Source organism: Cytobacillus oceanisediminis 2691, assembly GCF_000294775.2.
GTDB lineage: Bacteria > Bacillota > Bacilli > Bacillales > Cytobacillaceae > Cytobacillus > Cytobacillus pseudoceanisediminis.
The window spans coordinates 2,879,667-2,898,173 of the sequence record NZ_CP015506.1 but is presented as its reverse complement, the minus strand read 5'-3'; the positions used below and the strand labels follow the sequence as shown (position 1 = coordinate 2,898,173).

The window sequence follows — 18,507 nt, the reverse complement described above, 5'->3', positions numbered from 1 at the left end:
ATTTCCTTGACAATGATAATCATTTTCACTTAAAATAAATTTTATCAATGATAATCATTATCACTTAATTTGGTTTACATAGTAATAATCTACTCTGAGGGAGGGATATAAGTCGATTAAACATCACATTTGCGGCTGGTGCGGTTTTATTGCGGATAATGAATCTGATGAAAATAATGAAGCCCAATGCCCTTGCTGCGGTTTGGATATTATCGAGGCAGCTGAATATGACATGTAGGAGGGTTGAAAAATGAGTGAGCTTTATATCGCAATAGATCATTTTGATCATCAAATCGATTGCTTTTGTCCGGATGCTGATCATGTGAATATACTACATTTTCAAAAGGGGGATTTAATGGAGGTCACTCCAGAGCGTAAATATACAATGCTGGGATGGTATGCGCTTGTGGTGATTAATGGACAGCAGGCATTTTATATGGCTATAGAGGATATTGAGAGATATTTCATGAGTGAATGCATATCATCACAGTTAGATATAGACCTGAAAATCAATTATCTGCAATATAAAATTGATCAGGATCTTGAAGCGGGGGACAAGGACTCTTTTGCGGAGAATAGCAGAAGGCTGAACGAAACCTGCAGCCTGAAAGAGGAATTGGAATATTACATAGCCAAGGCCATCTAAAATGAGTAAAACAGGAATAAAGCTAACGTATCTGAGCGTTAGCTTTATTTATCTTTATTCCGTTTCTATATCCCAATATGCATATAGAAAATTTCCACGCACGAAAACTGGTCGTTTGTTAATTGCCTTTTCTTTTTGGCTAAAATCAGCCCAGTTTATCAAAAATGAGAACGTCCTTTATGACTATTTTCCCGTTTTCGTAAGATAAACCATGCGATTAAGCTCAGAATTAGCAGTAAGCTCTCCAAAGAGAAGATATACCATGGATAGGGACCCAATACGTCAAAGAAACTTGGGGTTTCAGGTTTATGACGCAAAAACCAATAATTTCCTTTCGTTTGGTTGTTAATCAGGAGGATCACCGGCAAGAGCAAATTGATAAATACAATTAGCTTTATGACCGATTGAAATGATGGATAGTAATTTCTAGCCCACAAAAAATATAAGGCTGCCCATACAACCATCATGTGTGCATAGAAAAAGTGAAAAAAGCGAAAGTGAGGAAAGTCGTATGTTAAAGCTGGAGTAAGTATAGCTTGAGTAGCACCCAATATCGCAATAAAAAATAATAGTTCAAAAATAATCTTTTTCCTGGTCATGAGTAAAAGGATACATAAAATAAGTCCAATATTACACAATTCCAATGGCATGGATCGTCCAAATTTCCAGACTCCATTCTCTAACATCCATACGTGATTCGATATCTCGACCAATATTAAGGAAATGGCTGATCCAACTTCAAACCTTCTCCATCCAGCACCCTTCAGCTTTTTCCGGTATAGAAAAATGGCGGATGATACCAAAAAAAAGATTGCCAATGTAACAAGATGACTGGCTGAAAACATTTCAAAATTGTAATACTTATGACTTTTGCCAAACCACTCCATCCATGCACACCTCATGTCTTTTTAATAAATCAGGCATAAGTTGTGCATCTCTTCTATTTTTTATACAGCTTTTCTGCTCCTTCGAAGATCAAGCTTATTTACAACTGCTAAGTTAACTCATTATGCAGTACATATTTTTTCCCTTTGCTTTTTTTATCACATTAATCAGGAAAAAGGTCACAAAATTAAAATATTCATTTACATTGATAATCATTATCACTTATGATCAATTTAATAATAATTGAAAATCATTATCAATTAGGAGGCTGTGAAATGAAGGCTTTCATTGGATATTTAAGTATGTCAGGAAATACAGAAGATATGGCATCCATTCTGAAAAAAGTTCTTGAATCTAAAGGATGTGAAGTGTATATGGATAGCCTGGATTTGACAGATATTCATAGTATCCTTGCCTATGACTGTATTTTCATTGGTGCTTATACATGGGGGGATGGCGATCTTCCTTATGAAGCTGAGGATTTTTTTGAAGAATTGAATGATCACGATTTAACAGGAATACATGCTGCATGCTTTGGTTCTGGTGATCATGCTTATCCAAAATTTTGTGCAGCAGTGGATACGCTTGCTGACAAATTGAGTGAAAGAGGAGCCAATATTTTTCAGCAAGGGTTAAAAATAGAACTTAACCCTGAAACAGATGAGCAGATTCTTGAGTGTCAGCAATTTGCCGAATCTGCCTATGAATGGATAGTGAAAAAGGAGGAGATGGAACATGTTTGATAAGGGCTCCACAGCAGTGCTATCAACCCCAAATCTTCCTTTCATAGTAGCAGTAAAGCAGGCGGGCATTTATTCCTTTGAAGATGGAGACTGGTTCCTTCAGTATGGGTTAACACAAAATATATACAAACTTGTGCAATTAGGTGATTTCATATTCGGAATCGGTGGACAATGGCACAATTATCCGATACGATCTGCAGCGAAAAAAATGGAAACAGACCTCATTCCCAACCGCCCGGCGGCTGTGGGATATTACAGGAAACCAGATCGGATATATCGTAACGCATGGCGGCAGCAGCTTATACATATCAACTAATTTTGGTTCTGATTGGTCTGTCTTAAGTTCATTTCAAAATATGTCCCAAAAGCCCCTTATCCGATCTCTGCTATATCATCAGGGGAGCATTTATATTGGAACACAAATCAACTCCCAGAATGGAGGGGTATGGAGATATTATGTTGGAAGCGGGGAATTACAGCTCATAAAAAAAGAAAAGCATTCAATGATTTCCTCCATTTATAGAAATGAAAATGACCTTCTCATCATTGCAAAGGGAAACGCTCGGTCCGGTATGGGAACGATTGAGATTCTGAATCCATTTACGAATAGGTGGAGTGTATGCCAGCAGCCTATCTCAGAAAGAGCTTTCCTGGATATTTTTGAGGCGAATGAAAAAGTATATGCCACGACAAGTCAGGATGAAGACGGTTTTTCAAGAATCTACGAAGTCCATAAGAAAAGCATGTCCCTGATTCCCATTGAAACCGTAGCTGGACATGGATTCAGGGGTGCGGGCTTTAAAGACCAGCTTTTTATCTGTTCACATAGAGAAAGTAAATGGATCACCCACAGATATAACCCAACAGCATTAATTTATTGATAGGAGTGAAGAGGAATGAAAATTGGCGTATTTTATGCAAGTATGTCGGGGAACACAGAAGCCATTGCGGACATAATCGCAGGGGAGCTGAAGGATCAAAATCATGATGTGGATTTAGAAGATTTTATGAGTGTTCAAAGTGCTGCTGAACTACTAAACTATGATCTTACTTTTATTGGATTGTATACATGGGGAGATGGGGACTATCCTGATGAATGTCTCGATGTCATTGAAGAAATCGAACAGCTGGATCTCGAAAATCATCCCTTTGCCATCTTTGGATCAGGAGATACCTCCTACCCTGAATTTTGCGGCGCCCTTGATCACCTTCAAAAACTTATAGAAGAACAAGGGGGAACAGTTGTCGGCAGTCCCCTGAGGATAGAGTTCAATCCGGAACCGGAAGACGAAGAGGAAATAAAAAAGTTTGTCTCTGAAGCTTTGATGTTAAAGGAAACCTGCTGAGTATGGCGGCAAGCTTAGAAAGGATGGCATTAATGAAAAAGAAAACATTTCATAAACTAGTAGAAGAAAACATGAAAAATATCCTAAAAGATAAAGATCAATTGGAAGAAATATATCGAAGGGTTGATGAAAATATTTTGATGGAGACAGAAAAAACAAGAGTTAATCACTAGGAATATTCAGGCTGGAAAAGGAAAGAATTATGCGTTTCTGCAATGCAGGGACGCATATTTTAATGTCGGCAGTCCGTTGTTTATCATTTGGGGAAAACTGTATCTGTGTTATATTTCAAAAAAATCCCCCCATGGGGAATGAAAGAGTAACTCATTATTTTGATTTTTTCTCATTCGACTTTTCCTTTTGAAGCTTTTCTTTTTCCAGACGTTCAGCATCCTTCTTAAACGCCTCCATCGCTTTGTAAAAAAGGAGAGTCATCGTTTTTTCACCTCCTTACCTGTTTACTTCGTTATCTGAATTCTTTATACCTCCTTCTATTTTTGGTGAAATCAAAATTTTGACAACGGGCGTCACTTTTAAGTACTAACAGCATTCTTTGAGTAAAAGGAATACTTCGATAAAGTCAGGTGGAATAAAGTGACAAAATTGTCACATCCAAGGGGGGATTGTAAGGTATTGCGATGGTGATTGTATGCTTTTTTTCATAATGTAAGAGTAAGCTGGATTTTTCATGGGAGGGAAGAGATATGCTGGAATGGGCACAAGATGCACCTATATACATGCAATATACAGTATTATTTTTGCTTGCGGCAGCACCCTGGATGGATGTATCAATTATTGTCCCTCTTGGGATTCTTTGGGGACTATCGCCTATCGGAGTCAGTCTCACTGCATTTACGGGAAATCTTCTGTTAATCCTTTTGCTCGGTGCCTTCTTTAAACAGGTTGAAAGCTTGCGGCAGGCAAGGAAATTAAAAAAGGGCATTACAGAACCAACAAGAAAAGAAAGGCGGTCAAAGGAGATTTGGCAAAAATACGGGATCCCGGGATTAGCATTATTAGCTCCAATCATTGTTGGAACCGATATTGCGGCCATTATTGCTCTGGCATTTGGGGCATCAAAATCGGGAGTGATAAGGTGGATGACCATAAGTTTGGCACTCTGGACTATCATTTTTGCTGTGGGTGCAGTGTATGGATTCAGCTTTTTAAATCTTTTATAAATAAAGTGGCAGGAATTTTTTATTTTGGGTTGAATATGAAGTGGTGTCCGGAAGCTGAAAAAGGGTTTTAAAAGGGGTGATTGTTCTGAGAAGTACAGCAAACTTTACGGATAGGATGAAAATAATCATGAAAAATGCCGAACGGGAAGCCAGCTTTTCAGAACAAAAAGTGCTCCATCCAGTTCATCTGTTTATCGCATGCCTGGAAGAAAAGACAGGAGCACTGGGTGAAATTTCTTTGAAAATCAATTTGAATAAACTTTCTTTAAGTGATTTGACTGGGAATATAAATGGCAAAACGCAAAGCGAATTTTTTAGCATGACTGTTACAAAAGAAGTAGTGCAGGTTTTTGAATCTGCCTTTAAGTATATGAAAAGGTATAATCAGGTTTATGTTAACGAAGGTCATCTTCTTAAAGCTTTATTAACAGACTCCTCCATAAAACACCATTTATCTGAAGAAGATAAGCATACCATTTTAACCCTTGGTACAACCTCCAGGGACATGATCGCTCACCTTGGCAGATATACCTTCCCCAGGTTAAACTTCCAGACTATTCGTAAAGCAAAAAAAGATGATCAAATTATACTGGGAAACTTTGTTGAAGAGCATTTCTCCAAGGAATGGTCTTATACGATCCGCAGCGGATTCCAGCAAGAGAAGCCTTCCATTTATATTGCGCTTAATCAAAATGATGAAATAATTGGATTCGCAGCATTTGATGTCTACCGGAACAAAAAGGGATATTTCGGCCCTATGGGTGTAGTAAAAACCAGCAGGGTTAAAGGCGTAGGAAATGCATTGCTTCATCACTGCTTAAGAGATATGAAAGAAATAGGATATGAATATGCAATTATTGGTGGAGCAGGGCCAATTGAGTTTTATGAGAAAGCTTGCAGGGCTGTTGTCATTCCTTCTATATAATCTATCAATTACCGGCAGCAGTGGCCTGAGTTTATGGAAAGGACCGTTTTCCCCAAAAACTTTAAATGAATTAGAGAATATTGTTGCAATTTGATTTTCATTATTGGTATGATTGTTCTCCGCGCATATTTCATACATAAGAAAATTGATTTCAAAAGGAGCTGATTGTGTGAAGCAGGAATTCATCGAAATTTTCAATGCCAGAGTTAACAACCTGAAAAATATTGATCTGAAGATTCCAAAAGGAAAGATCACAATATTTACAGGTGTCTCCGGTTCAGGCAAATCATCTATCGTGTTTGATACGATTGCCCAGGAGGCAGGCCGCCAGTTAAATGAGACGTACAGCAGTTTTCAGCGGCTTTTTCTTCCGAAATATAGCCGTCCGGAAGCAGATGAAATCAACAATCTTTCTACTGCCGTTGTAGTCGATCAAAAACGGCTCGGCGGAAATGCCCGATCCACACTTGGAACCGCTACAGATATTAATCCTCTTCTTCGCCTGTTATTCTCCCGGTTTGCAGAACCTCATTTAGGTTACAGCAACGCATATTCATTTAATGATCCCAGCGGCATGTGCCCGAAATGTGAAGGGATTGGGAGAATTATTACGCTAAATCTTGATGCTGCTCTTGATAAGGAAAAAAGCTTAAATGAAGGAGCTATTCTGCTTCCGGGGTTTGGACCTGGAACATGGCAATGGAAAGCGTATGCGGAATCCGGATTCTTCGATATTGATAAGAAAATTAATGATTATACAGAAGAAGAATTTAATAAGCTTGTCTATGCAGAGCCGCAAAAAGTAACAGTCAGTTATATGAATAATGATATGAATGCAACCTATGAGGGCCTGGCAGTCAAATTTATGCGGCAGCATGTGAAGAGGGACAAAGAGACTTCAAAATCAGGCGAGAAGCTCCTGAAGAACTTCAGCACCATGACGGAATGCCCTTCCTGCGGAGGAAAACGCTACAATGAGAAGGTGCTTTCATCCACAATCAAAGGCTATTCCATTTTTGACTTGACGTCCATGCAATTGGATCAGCTAATCGAAACCCTTCCACAGGTTACATCACCGGAAGCTAAGCCAATCGCTGACGGGATCATGGAACGATTGGAAAACCTTTGTGACATTGGGCTCGGCTATATGGATTTGACAAGGGAAACGCCAACACTATCGGGCGGTGAATCCCAAAGGGTGAAAATGGTCAAATATTTATCCAGTAACTTAACCGGTCTTATGTACATATTTGATGAACCCAGCACCGGCCTGCATCCGCGGGATGTCCACCGGTTAAATGAATTGCTGGTTCGGCTGCGTGACAGGGGCAATACAGTACTAGTTGTGGAGCATGATCCTGATGTCATCCAAATAGCCGATCATATTGTTGATGTTGGGCCTCAAGCCGGAACACACGGGGGAGAGATTATGTATACCGGCAGTTATCAGGATTTCTTATCTTCTGACACATTGACTGCCAATTATTTAAACCGAAGTGCAGAGATCAACGCCAATCCGAGACCGGTTTCCGAGTTTATGGAAAGCAGGAAAAGCACCCTTCACAATTTGAAGAATGTGAGTCTTTCAGTTCCAAAAGGGATTTTTACTGTTATTACAGGTGTAGCTGGTTCCGGGAAAAGCACACTTGTGAACGAAGTGTTTGCGAAAGATTTTCCGGAGGCAATCCGTATTGATCAAAGCCCGGTCCACGCGAACATACGGTCCAATCCGGCAACTTTCACTGGCATTATGAATTCGATTCGCAAGTCTTTTTCAGATGCCAATGGAGTGGAGAGCGGATTATTCAGCTATAATTCGACCGGGGGCTGTCCGTCATGCGGAGGCACTGGAACGGTTGAAATCAATTTATCCTTTATGGATACAATGGAAGTCGAATGCAGCGAATGTTATGGAAGCCGTTTTAGGCAGGACGTGCTCCAATACCTATATAAGGGAAAAAATATTGTTGAAATCATGGAGATGTCTGTAGCGGATGCTGTAGAGTTCTTTGATGCAAAAGATATTCAGAAAAAACTCAAAGCACTGGAAACTGTCGGTCTTGGCTATTTGACATTGGGACAGCCTCTGACCACCTTGTCAGGTGGCGAATGTCAAAGGCTTAAGCTTGCAAAGGAACTGAATACTAAAGGAAACATTTATATACTTGATGAACCAACTACTGGATTGCATATGTCCGATGTCGCTAATATTCTGGAAATCATTAATAAATTGGTGGAAAAGGGCAATACCGTTATAGTCATTGAACATAATCTGGATGTTATCCGCAAAAGTGATTGGATCGTTGACTTGGGTCCGGATGGAGGTGCTGGAGGCGGTGAAGTCCTGTATGAAGGACCGCCAGGAGGAATTTTGGAATGTGAACGTTCGGTTACTGCTCGGCATCTGTAATGGAATAAGGATAAGACACCAAATGGCCTTGGAATTTATTCAATGGCCATTTTCTTTATCTCTTAAGTGGAGGTGATTACTATGGAGGAACTATTAAAAGACCTGAAAGCAGAAGGTGTACACAGTATAAAAAGTGATTCCGAAATTATTTTGGAAATCTTTCAAGATGAACTAAGAAGTCCTAATAAAGTAGATTATTTAATAAATAGGCTTCTTACCCTGGATAAGAGCAGAATTGAAAAAGTAAAGATTGAGTGCCCTCAAGGAATTTTGGATAAATTAGTTGTCACTCGAGGAAAAATGAAAGTGATTGGTGAAAGACTTATTTTTAAAAAGCAGTTTGCAGAATGTGAGAATAAAAAGGTCCCTCCTTATGAAGTTTGGCCGCGCCTTAACAAAAGTTCTATTACTTTCTTATCTGAGGTTATGAATTTTACTTATGAACAAACTGAGATACTTTTAAAGAGCATGAAAACAGAGCTCCCTGAACAAGCAGATAAAATGTTTACGGTTTATACGGTTCATTCTGAACCGGCAGGAGTCGTTTTTCCTCATTTGGAACCTGGCCGGGATCGGGAAGGAAGGATGTTTTGGATCGGCATCCACCCTGATTTTAAGGGTAAAGGGTATGGTAAGAACCTGCATTTAATTGGACTCCATAGATTGCAGCATGATTTTAAAGCTGAAACATATCTCGGGGTAACCCGGGCCAATAATGGTGCCATGAGAAAAGTAATGGAAGCAAATGGATGTCTTCAGGAGAGTAATTCTGTCTTTTCCTTAGAGTATTCTTTTTCTGGATAATCAAGAATGATGTATGAAAACACGGTTGGAGAGAATAGAACAATGAAAAGAGCAGCAGCCATTTTTATCTTAATAATAGTATTGTTATTGCTTTGGCTGATAGGGATATTAAGTCAGCAGGCTCAGGTTAATGAGGGAGCGGCAACTTTGGAAGGAACAATCGTTATGAAAGAAAATATCATACTGCTTATTGAAGATAAAGGATTTACGTTGGCAGATGCAGAAACACAATCCGTCAATGAATTAATAGGAAATTATAAATCTGTGTATAAATTGAATAATGCTGTTTTGAGTGGAATAAAGAGTGGAGATATGGTGAAAATCTGGTACACAGAAATACTGGAATCCTTCCCGGCACAAATAAATGTGTTAAAAATAGAGAAATTATAAATAGAAAGATCGTTTTTGGGGGCTTTTCTAAATGGAACCATACACAGGCTTTTTCATTACACTGCTTCTGATTTTTATTATACTGGTGGGTAAAAAGAGTCATTGTTGCCTACTATATATGGGATGCCTATTATTTTATTACTGTAAAAAACAGTATTGAGAAGGAATTCGAAGGAGTATCACCTGTGCCTGATGCTTATTGGGATCAAAATCAGGATGGGTTGACACAATCACAAATTTCTGTTCCTGCCGCTTGCAACGACCCTGATTTACATTTATTTCAAGTAGTTTACCAAGGTCCAAAGTAAAAAGGCTTTATTTTCTTTTGCTTATGGCTACAAGAGGCAGGATGCTTTACTATCGATATTCATCTTCATAAGCATTTACTTAACGCCTGTTTTAGGAATTATCTTCTGTCTTAATCATAGCGGTTATCAAGAAGGTCTAAAATGAGCGGCTAGCCGTGATGAACACGTTTTTGCAGGCGGTTTCTTTTGCACTAATTGTATGGGGTATACAGCCTCGATTGGCGTTTAAATCGGGGAATCGACGGAAAGATAAAGTTCGAAAATCTTCAGAAGATGAAAGAATGTCCCAGACATTCTTTTTCTTTTTTTCATTTATTTCTTCCACCACTTCAATAATCACAGGAAACTTCCATGTGTGTTTAAAGGTTGAAAGTAAAAAATCCCTTTTATTATAAGATTTTTATTCTTTTAAAAAAGCATAATTTTGTAAAAAACGTACGGAATCTATTGGAAAATAGGATATTTTTTTGTACAAATCAACCATAGTGATTTGTTAATAAATCCTTTAAATTAATAGTATGAATATTTAATTTTCAGAATTTACGAAAATTTATTGGTCAGGATGGTGAGCATTTGAATTTTTCATCAGATAGAATAGGGCAAATACCTCCCTATTTATTTGCAGAGATTAATAAAAAGAAAGAAGCTATGAAAAGAGCGGGTATCGATATCATTGATTTGGGGATAGGAGATCCGGATTTGCCAACTCCAAATCATATTCTTGAGAAATTTATACAAGAGTCACAGGATCCCGCCAATTTAAAGTATCCCAGTTTTGTAGGATGTATGGAGTTCAAGCAGGCGGTAGCTGATTTCTATTGGAGGCAGTATCAAGTAAGGCTGGATCCTGAAACAGAAGTTCTTGCCTTAATCGGATCTAAAGAGGGGATAGCCCATCTGGTCCCAACTCTTGTGGATCCCGGTGAATATGTGCTTATCCCGGATCCAAGTTATCCCGTTTACCGAATGGCCACACTGCTGGCAAATGGACGGTATCATTACATGCCAATGTCCAGGGAAAATAATTTTAAGCCAGATCTGAATGCCATACCTGATGAAATTTTGAAGCAGGCAAGGTTAATGTTTTTGAATTATCCGGGAAACCCGACTTCAGCTACAGTGGATATTGAATTCTTTGAAGAAGCGGTTGAATTTGCGCATAGCCATCAAATTCCGATTGCGCATGATTCTGCCTATAATATGGTCACTTTTGATTCCTATAAAGCACCTAGCATTCTTCAAGCGCAAGGAGCCAGAAACATTGCTGTAGAGTTTGGCTCTTTATCTAAAACCTATAACATGACAGGATTTAGAATAGGCTATGTGGTTGGAAACAAAAACATAATTAAAGCGCTTTCGGTGTATAAAAGCAATACGGATACAGGTCAGCTAACTTCCATCCAAAAGGCAGCAGCCTTTGCTTTAAACAGTGATCAAACGTGTATTGCAAAGCATAACGCTATATATAAAGAGCGGATGAATGCGATGCTCGACGGTCTGAGCCAGATTGGGATTGAAGTAGATCCGCCAAAAGGAAGCTTCTTCATATGGGCTCCAGTGCCTAAGGGATACACTTCTGCCGAATTTGTTTCCAGCGTTATGGAACAGACGGGTGTCATTCTTACTCCTGGCAATGCTTTCGGGCCCTCTGGAGAAGGGTATTTCCGAGTCTCTCTGTCTGTGCCCAATGATCGATTATATGAAGCAGTTAATCGAATTAAAGAGAAATTAAAAATTGTAATAGGATAATTACTAACTAATGGAGGTCTTTTAAATGAAGAAAGTATTAAATTTTATTAATGGTGAATGGTGTGATTCGTCAACTGGGAAAGTTGCTCCTGTATTAAACCCAGCAACAGGTGAAGTTCTTGCTGAAGTAACACAGTCTGCAAAAGAAGATGTTGATAGAGCTGTTGCAGCAGCGAAAACCGCGCAGAAATCCTGGCGATTAGTGCCAGCCCCTGAACGTGCTGAAATTCTCTATCATGTTGCTTTTTTATTGAAAGAAAGAAAGGAAGCCTTGGCCCAAATCCTTACCAGTGAAATGGGAAAAGTGATTGACGAAGGACGAGGAGAAGTACAGGAAGCTATTGATATGGCGTACTACATGGCAGGAGAAGGACGCAGAATGTTTGGAGATACAGTTCCGTCCGAGCTTCGCAATAAATTTGCCATGAGTGTCAGGGTTCCTGTTGGAGTGGCAGGATTGATCACTCCTTGGAATTTCCCGATTGCAATTGCTTCATGGAAGTCGCTTCCTGCTCTTGTAACAGGAAATGCTCTAGTATGGAAGCCGGCAACTGAAACTCCAATCCTTGCAGCTGAATTTGTGAAAATTTATGAAGAGGCAGGTCTTCCGAAAGGCTTAATTAACCTTGTGCATGGGTCGGGAAGTGTTGTTGGAAATGCAATGGTTGAACATCCGGACATCGATTTAATTTCTTTTACAGGATCGAATGAAGTCGGCAGAGATATTAATGGAAAAGCAGGAGCTTTATTAAAGCGAACTTCTCTTGAAATGGGCGGAAAGAATGCCATCACCGTGCTGGAGGATGCAGATCTTGATCTTGCTGTAGAAGGAATTCTTTGGGGGGCTTTTGGTACCAGCGGCCAAAGATGTACCGCTACAAGCCGTGTCCTTGTGCACAACGATGTAAAAGAAAAACTTGAAGGAAAGCTGCTGGATCGCATTGGAGAATTGAAGCTTGGCAATGGGCTGGATGAAACAGTTAAAGTTGGACCGGTCATAAATCGTTCTTCCCTTGAAAGAATAGACGAGTATGTAAAAATAGGCCAGGAAGAGGGAGCAAAGCTGCTTGCGGGCGGAAAAATTGCTGATGATGAGGATCTGAAAGAAGGCAACTACTACCTGCCGACTATTTTTACAGATGTAATGCCAAATATGAGAATCGCCATGGAAGAAATTTTTGGGCCAGTCGTTTCCATAATTCCAATTCAAAGTATGGAAGAAGCCATTGAAATTAATAATATGGTAGAATTCGGTCTTTCCAGCGCTATTTATACACAAAATGTCAATCAGGCTTTTGAAGCTATGAGAGATTTGGATACTGGTATTGTTTACGTGAATGCAGGAACTACCGGAGCAGAAATTCACCTTCCATTTGGAGGAACGAAAGGAACGGGCAATGGCCATCGAGATTCTGGGGTAGCATCACTGGATGTTTATACGGAATGGAAATCGATTTACGTGGATTACAGCGGTAAGCTCCAGAGAGCGCAGATAGATAACTATTAATTTGGTATTAGGAGAGAAGAGGAGTTTAAGAAGTTTTTAAACTCCTTTTTTTAATATAAAACAAAAAGAATAATGAGAGAAACCACCATAATCTTGCAAAAGGAGCAATTTAGTATGGAAACTTTAACAGTTGTCGGTTCCGGTGTTATGGGCAGAGGAATCGCTTATGCAGCAGCTCTTGGAGGATTTCACGTCTTTTTACATGACGTGAGCGAAGAGAATCTGGATAAGGCTAAAAAATATATTGAATCTGAAATGAGTAAAAGTGCTGAAAAAGGCTACTTGAACCATGATCAGGTAACAGCTGCTCTCAGCAGCTTAGAATTTACAACAGATTTAAAATCGGCTGCTGAAAATGCAGATGTAGTTATAGAAGCTGTTTTCGAAATGATGGAGTTAAAGATCGATATTTTTAAACAGCTTGATCAATATTGTCCGGAACGTACGATTCTCGCAACCAACACTTCCACCATGAGCCCAACAGAAATTGCCGCACAAACATCCAGATCGGAAAAATGTATTGCCATGCACTTTTTTAACCCTGTTCACAAAATGAAGCTTATTGAAATTATTAGAGGTCTGCAGACATCGGATGAGACCGTAGAAAAAGCAAAAGAAATAGGCAGGAAGCTTAACAAGGAGACAGTCGAGATAAACGAGTTTCCTGGATTTGTTACCAGCCGGATGAACTGTCTGATCGGCAATGAGGCTATGAATCTTCTGATGGAGGGTGTAGCCTCTGCAGAGGATATTGATAAAGCAATGAAGCTTGGCCTGAATCATCCCATGGGTCCCTTGGCGCTGGCAGATTTGGTTGGATTGGATACGAGACTGAGAAACATGGAGTATTTGCATAAGACATTAGGTGAAAAATATCGTCCATGTCCGCTCCTTATTAAATATGTTAAAGCCGGAAGACTCGGGCGCAAATCAGGACGCGGATTTTACAAATATGAAGTCTAGCGTTGTGCAAGATTGGAGGCCGGTATCATGAACAACACTAAAAACTGTGAAAAACTTGTCACAGCCGAAGAAGCCGTTCAGTTTATTCAGCGGGGAGACAGTGTACTAGTAGGCGGTTTCGGTCTTTGTGGAACTCCGTTTACGCTGATAGACACAATTACCGAAACAGATCACGCCCGTGAATTAACGATCATCAGCAATAACTTAGGAGAAGCAGGAAGAGGCTTAGGAAAACTATTAATCTCTAAGCATATTAAAAAGGCAGTCGGGTCTTATTTTACATCGAATCGCGATGCTGTAAAAGCCTGGAAAAACGGCGAGCTGGAGATTGAACTCATTCCTCAGGGAACTCTTGCTGAAGCAATTCGTGCAGGCGGGGCGGGTATTGCCGGCTTTTATACTAAAACGGCTGTCGGAACCAAGCTGGCAGAGGGGAAAGAAGAACGGACCTTTGATGGGGAAAGATATATCTTCATAAGAGGTTTAAAAGCAAATGCAGCTCTTATTAAAGCTGAAAAAGCGGATACACTTGGAAACCTCATTTATTCAAAAACAGCCCGGAATTTTAACCCAATGATGGCAACAGCTGCCAAGCTTGTAATTGCCGAAGTGGATGAAATAGTCGAAGCAGGTACGCTTGATCCTGAAAAGATAGTTACCCCGCATTCCTTTGTTGATATGGTCGTGCTGAATGATCGCTATGAAAAAATAGGGGGTGAATTTGTTGAGCGTGGCAGGCAAGAAACTGGATACAGATAAAGTGAGGATTGCAAAAAGAATTGCCATGGAGCTCCCGGAAGGCTCTGTTGTCAATCTCGGTGTAGGAATCCCCACCTTAATACAGAACTATTTAAGGCCTGAAAGCAAGGTGTATCTGCAATCAGAAAACGGGTTACTGGGAATGGGGCCTACTCCGCCTAAGGAAGAAATAGATATGGACCTGATCAGTGCCAGCAAACACCCGATCTCATTGGGAATAGGCGCCTCTATCTTTTCAAGTTCCGACTCTTTTGTCATGATTCGCGGCGGGCATATTGATGTTGCAGTTTTAGGTGCACTCCAAGTGAACGGATCGGGAGAAATCGCGAACTGGGCAGTCCCAGGTCAGGATATTCTGGGAGTAGGCGGTGCCATGGATTTAGTGGCGAGTGCAAAAAAAATTATTGTCGCTATTACCCATTTAACCAAAGATCATCTTCCGAAAATTGTTAATACCCTAACTTATCCAACCAGCGGAATTCGTAAAGCGGAAATGATTGTGACAGAAAAAGCTGTATTCAAAGTGAACAATGGAGAACTGTATCTCGAGGAATTATCTGAAAACAGCACTATTGATGAAATAAGAAGAATGACAGATGCAGCTTTCATCATATCAGAAAATCTAAAGAAAATGCCTGTTTAATAGAAAGGTGCTAAATATGGATTTTAATAATATTTTGGTTCGTGAAGAAGAAGGTATTGGTTTTATTATTATTAATCGTCCTGAATTGAGGAATGCCTTAAATACAGATACCCTGCTGGAAATAGAATCAGCACTGGATGTATTTAGAGACGATAAAAACATCCGTGTCATCATTTTTACAGGTGCTGGTGAAAAATCTTTTGCAGCTGGTGCAGACATAAGCCAGTTAAACAAAAGGACCATGATTGATGCTCTCAAGCCTAATATGACAGCAACTTACCGGAAAATTGAGGACTATGAAAAGCCGACTATTGCAGCAATAAATGGTTTTGCTCTGGGAGGTGGAATGGAGCTTGCGCTTGCCTGTGATATTCGTGTAGCTTCTTTAAATGCTAAGCTTGGGCTGCCCGAGGTGGGATTAGGAATTATGCCAGGTGCCGGCGGTACGCAGCGACTGTCCAGAATTATTGGAAGAGGCAAAGCTATGGAATTGATCTTAACTGGTGATGTTATCACTGCAGCAGAAGCTGAAAGATTCAATTTGATCAGCAAAGCCGTTCCGCTAGAGGAACTTATGGATACAGCAAAGGAATATGCCAGAAGAATAAGTTTAAAAGGGCCTCTCGCAGTAAGAATGGCAAAGGCAGCCGTTAATCGCGGGGCAGACATGGAAATGGAAACTGCGCTTTATTTGGAAAAGCTTGCCCAGACCATATTAATCGGATCGGAAGATAAACTGGAAGGAACACAAGCCTTTTTGGAGAAAAGAACACCACAATTTAAAGGTAAATAACCAAGAATGCAATTAGGGGGAAAGAGTGATGGATTTTTCATTTTCAGAGGACATTCAGCTTCTAAAAAAAGCAGTTGGAGACTATGTACAAGGAGAAGTAGAGCGGGTAGCGATGGAAATAGAGGAGAATGATGAAATCCCAAGCCATATCGTTGAGAGTTCCAAGGAAATGGGACTATTTGGATTAAGTATTCCTGAGGAATATGGCGGATTAGGGCTAAACTGGGTTGGGAAATGCGCCATTTATGAAGAACTGGGTAAAACCCATAATGGATACACCACGTTAATCGGCGCCCATACAGGCATCGGTACGGCGGGAATTGTCGAGCTGGGGACGAAAGAACAAAAGGTAAAATATCTTCCTAAAATGGCAAGCGGTGAATGGATTGGTGCATTTGCGCTAACTGAGCCGAGTGCAGGTTCAAATGCGTCGAATTTGAAGACGAAGGGAGAAAAAAAGGGAGATAAATATATATTAAACGGTTCTAAACATTATATTACCAATGCTGTCTGCGGAAATGTTTTTACTGTGATGGCTGTCACCGATCCGAGCAAAGGGGCAAAAGGAATCACTTCATTTATTGTGGAAAAAGACTTTCCCGGATTTATTGTTGGTGCAGTGGAACGGAAGATGGGCCTTCGCGGTTCCCATTCAGCTGAACTGTTCTTTGAAAATTGTGAGGTGCCTGAAGAAAATGTTCTTGGAGAAGAAGGCAGAGGATATGTGAACGCACTTAAAATTCTCGCAAATGGCAGAGCTGGGCTTGCAGCAAGAAACCTTGGCTCATGTGAAAAGCTGCTTGAACTCAGCATGAGCTATGCCATGCAGCGAGAACAGTTCGGCAAACCGATCTTTGAACAGCAAGCTGTTCAGCATATGCTTTCAGACATGGCTTTGGAAATTGAAGTGCTCCGTTCCATGACTTATCGGGTCGCCTGGATGGCTGACCAGGGAAAGCGGGTTGTCAAAGAGGCAGCCATGGCAAAGTTATATGGATCTGAGGTATATAATCGTGTGGCCGATTTAGCTGTTCAAATACACGGCGGCATAGGCTATATGAAGGATTATCCAATTGAACGTTTTTACCGGGACGCGAGAATCACAAAAATTTATGAAGGCACAAGCCAAATTCAAAAAAATATTATTGCCAGCGAACTGGACCGGGAGTTTCATAAAAAATTGCCTGTGAACAGTCGATAAGCCTATTCGTTTAGAGATTACTTCACATCTAACAGGGGGGAAATGATGAGAAACGCAGTTATAATTGATGGTGTTCGAACTGCCATAGGACGAATGGGCGGTACACTGAAGGATATAGAGGTTGATTTTCTTTCAGAAAGAGTTATGAGAGAAGCGCTTCAAAGAAGCCAGCTGGATGGTTCAGAAGTGGATGAAGTGGTTTGGGGGCATGCGAAACAAAGTTCAGATGTCCCCAATTTAGCCAGGCTGGCAGCTTTAAGAGCCGGACTTCCTGTCGAGGTGCCGGGATATACCGTTCACCGCCAGTGCGGCTCAGGATTGCAGGCGATAAATAACGCAGCACAGCAGATTCAGTGCGGATTATCTGACATTGTTCTTGCTGGCGGCGGGGAAAGCATGAGTACTGCTCCATATTATTTAAGAAAAGCAAGATATGGGTATGGTGCAGGAAATGCAGAAATCGTAGACCCGAATACAGAAAGCCAGCCAAGGGCACAGCCGATTGAAGTATACGGTAACCTGACAATGGGACTGACAGCTGAGAACCTCGCTGAAAAATATAATATCAGCAGAGAAGAACAGGATGAATTTGCCCTTGAAAGTCAGCAAAAGGCTACAGCCGCTATTCAGCAAGGGAAGTTTAAAGACGAAATTATTCCATATGAAGTGAAATTGAAAAAAGAAAAGATTATATTTGATACGGATGAGCATCCCCGCTTAACGAGTCTTGAAAAGCTTGGATCTTTAAAGCCTGTGTTTAAGCAGGGCGGCAGTGTCACGGCTGGAAATGCGAGCGGACGCAACGATGGAGCTGCAGCATTGGTGATGATGGCCGAGGACGAAGCATTAAGGAAAGGCCTTAGACCGCGTTTGAGGGTTGCTGCACAAGCGGCTGCCGGAGTCTCACCGGAAATAATGGGGATTGGGCCAGTGCCAGCTGTTATGAAGGCGCTTAAGCTTGCAGGGCTGACTCTTGAGGACATTGACCTAATAGAGCTGAATGAAGCCTTTGCTGCTCAAGCACTGGCTGTTGTCAAGGAACTCAATATAGAAAGAAGTAAATTAAATGTAAATGGCGGTGCTATTGCTTTAGGACATCCTATTGGAGGAACAGGAGCCATTTTGACTGTCAAAATAATGAATGAGCTCGAAAGAAGAGGCGGCCGCTATGGTTTAATCACTGCTTGTATTGGCGGCGGTCAAGGAATTGCCACGATTGTTGAAAATTTACGAGTTTAAATTGCTGGAGGGACA

21 protein-coding genes are annotated in these 18,507 nt (G+C 40.6%); 19 read left to right on the top strand and 2 right to left on the bottom strand.

Translation table 11 applies throughout. The features are described 5' to 3' along the window. Positions 1 to 250 precede the first annotated feature (250 nt). Complete coding sequence (locus A361_RS14650; protein WP_009334231.1) at positions 251 to 646, top strand: hypothetical protein; 396 nt, start codon at positions 251 to 253, stop codon at positions 644 to 646. A 158-nt stretch (positions 647 to 804) separates the two neighbouring features. Here A361_RS14650 and A361_RS14645 read toward each other — a convergent pair whose 3' ends face one another. After that, positions 805 to 1,491: a TIGR02206 family membrane protein gene (locus tag A361_RS14645; protein ID WP_236887887.1), complete on the bottom strand. Its 687-nt coding sequence runs from the start codon at positions 1,489 to 1,491 to the stop codon at positions 805 to 807. A gap of 315 nt (positions 1,492 to 1,806) precedes the next feature. Between A361_RS14645 and A361_RS14640 the strand changes: the two genes are divergently transcribed. The 10 genes from A361_RS14640 to A361_RS14605 all read left to right on the top strand — a co-directional run bounded on the left by A361_RS14640 (position 1,807) and on the right by A361_RS14605 (position 9,330). Then, the gene (locus A361_RS14640) at positions 1,807 to 2,274 is read left to right on the top strand and encodes a flavodoxin (RefSeq protein WP_019381254.1); all 468 of its coding nucleotides are present in this window, start codon (positions 1,807 to 1,809) and stop codon (positions 2,272 to 2,274) included. Beyond that, positions 2,267 to 2,590, top strand: coding sequence for a hypothetical protein (locus A361_RS14635; protein WP_180321081.1), 324 nt, complete (start codon positions 2,267 to 2,269; stop codon positions 2,588 to 2,590). The genes A361_RS14640 and A361_RS14635 overlap by 8 nt, the downstream gene beginning before the upstream one ends. Before the next feature lie 187 nt (positions 2,591 to 2,777). Continuing rightward, entirely contained in the window at positions 2,778 to 3,155 is a 378-nt protein-coding gene (locus tag A361_RS30240; protein ID WP_162271989.1) for a hypothetical protein, read from the top strand. Between the two features lie 15 nt (positions 3,156 to 3,170). Next, the gene (locus A361_RS14630) at positions 3,171 to 3,620 is read left to right on the top strand and encodes a flavodoxin (RefSeq protein ID WP_019381255.1); all 450 of its coding nucleotides are present in this window, start codon (positions 3,171 to 3,173) and stop codon (positions 3,618 to 3,620) included. 32 nt (positions 3,621 to 3,652) lie between these two features. After that, positions 3,653 to 3,793 carry an FbpB family small basic protein gene (locus tag A361_RS29415; protein ID WP_157380234.1) on the top strand — a complete coding sequence of 47 codons (141 nt, stop codon included), beginning with the start codon at positions 3,653 to 3,655 and terminating at the stop codon, positions 3,791 to 3,793. 531 nt (positions 3,794 to 4,324) lie between these two features. Continuing rightward, the gene (locus A361_RS14625) at positions 4,325 to 4,801 is read left to right on the top strand and encodes a small multi-drug export protein (protein ID WP_009334237.1); all 477 of its coding nucleotides are present in this window, start codon (positions 4,325 to 4,327) and stop codon (positions 4,799 to 4,801) included. 127 nt (positions 4,802 to 4,928) lie between these two features. Further along, positions 4,929 to 5,726, top strand: a complete 798-nt coding sequence (locus A361_RS14620; RefSeq protein WP_019381258.1) for a GNAT family N-acetyltransferase — start codon at positions 4,929 to 4,931, stop codon at positions 5,724 to 5,726. Positions 5,727 to 5,895: 169 nt separating this feature from the next. Beyond that, positions 5,896 to 8,136: an ATP-binding cassette domain-containing protein gene (locus A361_RS14615; RefSeq protein WP_019381259.1), complete on the top strand. Its 2,241-nt coding sequence runs from the start codon at positions 5,896 to 5,898 to the stop codon at positions 8,134 to 8,136. A gap of 81 nt (positions 8,137 to 8,217) precedes the next feature. Next, entirely contained in the window at positions 8,218 to 8,940 is a 723-nt protein-coding gene (locus tag A361_RS14610; RefSeq protein WP_019381260.1) for a GNAT family N-acetyltransferase, read from the top strand. Positions 8,941 to 8,946: 6 nt separating this feature from the next. Then, the gene (locus A361_RS14605; RefSeq protein WP_236887885.1) at positions 8,947 to 9,330 is read left to right on the top strand and encodes a DUF3221 domain-containing protein; all 384 of its coding nucleotides are present in this window, start codon (positions 8,947 to 8,949) and stop codon (positions 9,328 to 9,330) included. 444 nt (positions 9,331 to 9,774) lie between these two features. Here the strand turns inward: A361_RS14605 and A361_RS29945 are convergent, their stop codons facing one another. After that, complete coding sequence (locus A361_RS29945) at positions 9,775 to 9,978, bottom strand: hypothetical protein (RefSeq protein WP_157888542.1); 204 nt, start codon at positions 9,976 to 9,978, stop codon at positions 9,775 to 9,777. A 233-nt stretch (positions 9,979 to 10,211) separates the two neighbouring features. On the opposite strand from A361_RS29945, the gene A361_RS14600 reads away from it, so the two are divergent. From A361_RS14600 to A361_RS14565, 8 genes are all read left to right on the top strand, one after another. Continuing rightward, the gene (locus A361_RS14600; protein WP_019381263.1) at positions 10,212 to 11,387 is read left to right on the top strand and encodes an LL-diaminopimelate aminotransferase; all 1,176 of its coding nucleotides are present in this window, start codon (positions 10,212 to 10,214) and stop codon (positions 11,385 to 11,387) included. A 25-nt stretch (positions 11,388 to 11,412) separates the two neighbouring features. Further along, positions 11,413 to 12,894, top strand: a complete 1,482-nt coding sequence (locus tag A361_RS14595) for an aldehyde dehydrogenase family protein (protein WP_019381264.1) — start codon at positions 11,413 to 11,415, stop codon at positions 12,892 to 12,894. 114 nt (positions 12,895 to 13,008) lie between these two features. After that, the gene (locus tag A361_RS14590) at positions 13,009 to 13,857 is read left to right on the top strand and encodes a 3-hydroxyacyl-CoA dehydrogenase (protein ID WP_019381265.1); all 849 of its coding nucleotides are present in this window, start codon (positions 13,009 to 13,011) and stop codon (positions 13,855 to 13,857) included. 27 nt (positions 13,858 to 13,884) lie between these two features. Next, positions 13,885 to 14,616 (top strand): CoA transferase subunit A, encoded by a 732-nt coding sequence (locus A361_RS14585; protein WP_019381266.1) that lies wholly within the window; start codon positions 13,885 to 13,887, stop codon positions 14,614 to 14,616. Further along, positions 14,582 to 15,259 (top strand): 3-oxoacid CoA-transferase subunit B, encoded by a 678-nt coding sequence (locus A361_RS14580; RefSeq protein ID WP_019381267.1) that lies wholly within the window; start codon positions 14,582 to 14,584, stop codon positions 15,257 to 15,259. Before A361_RS14585 ends, A361_RS14580 begins: the two co-directional genes overlap by 35 nt. A gap of 16 nt (positions 15,260 to 15,275) precedes the next feature. Next, complete coding sequence (locus A361_RS14575; protein ID WP_019381268.1) at positions 15,276 to 16,052, top strand: enoyl-CoA hydratase/isomerase family protein; 777 nt, start codon at positions 15,276 to 15,278, stop codon at positions 16,050 to 16,052. Positions 16,053 to 16,080: 28 nt separating this feature from the next. Continuing rightward, positions 16,081 to 17,253, top strand: coding sequence for an acyl-CoA dehydrogenase family protein (locus tag A361_RS14570; RefSeq protein ID WP_019381269.1), 1,173 nt, complete (start codon positions 16,081 to 16,083; stop codon positions 17,251 to 17,253). Positions 17,254 to 17,298: 45 nt separating this feature from the next. Then, positions 17,299 to 18,492: a thiolase family protein gene (locus A361_RS14565; protein WP_019381270.1), complete on the top strand. Its 1,194-nt coding sequence runs from the start codon at positions 17,299 to 17,301 to the stop codon at positions 18,490 to 18,492. The last annotated feature ends 15 nt before the right edge of the window (positions 18,493 to 18,507 follow it).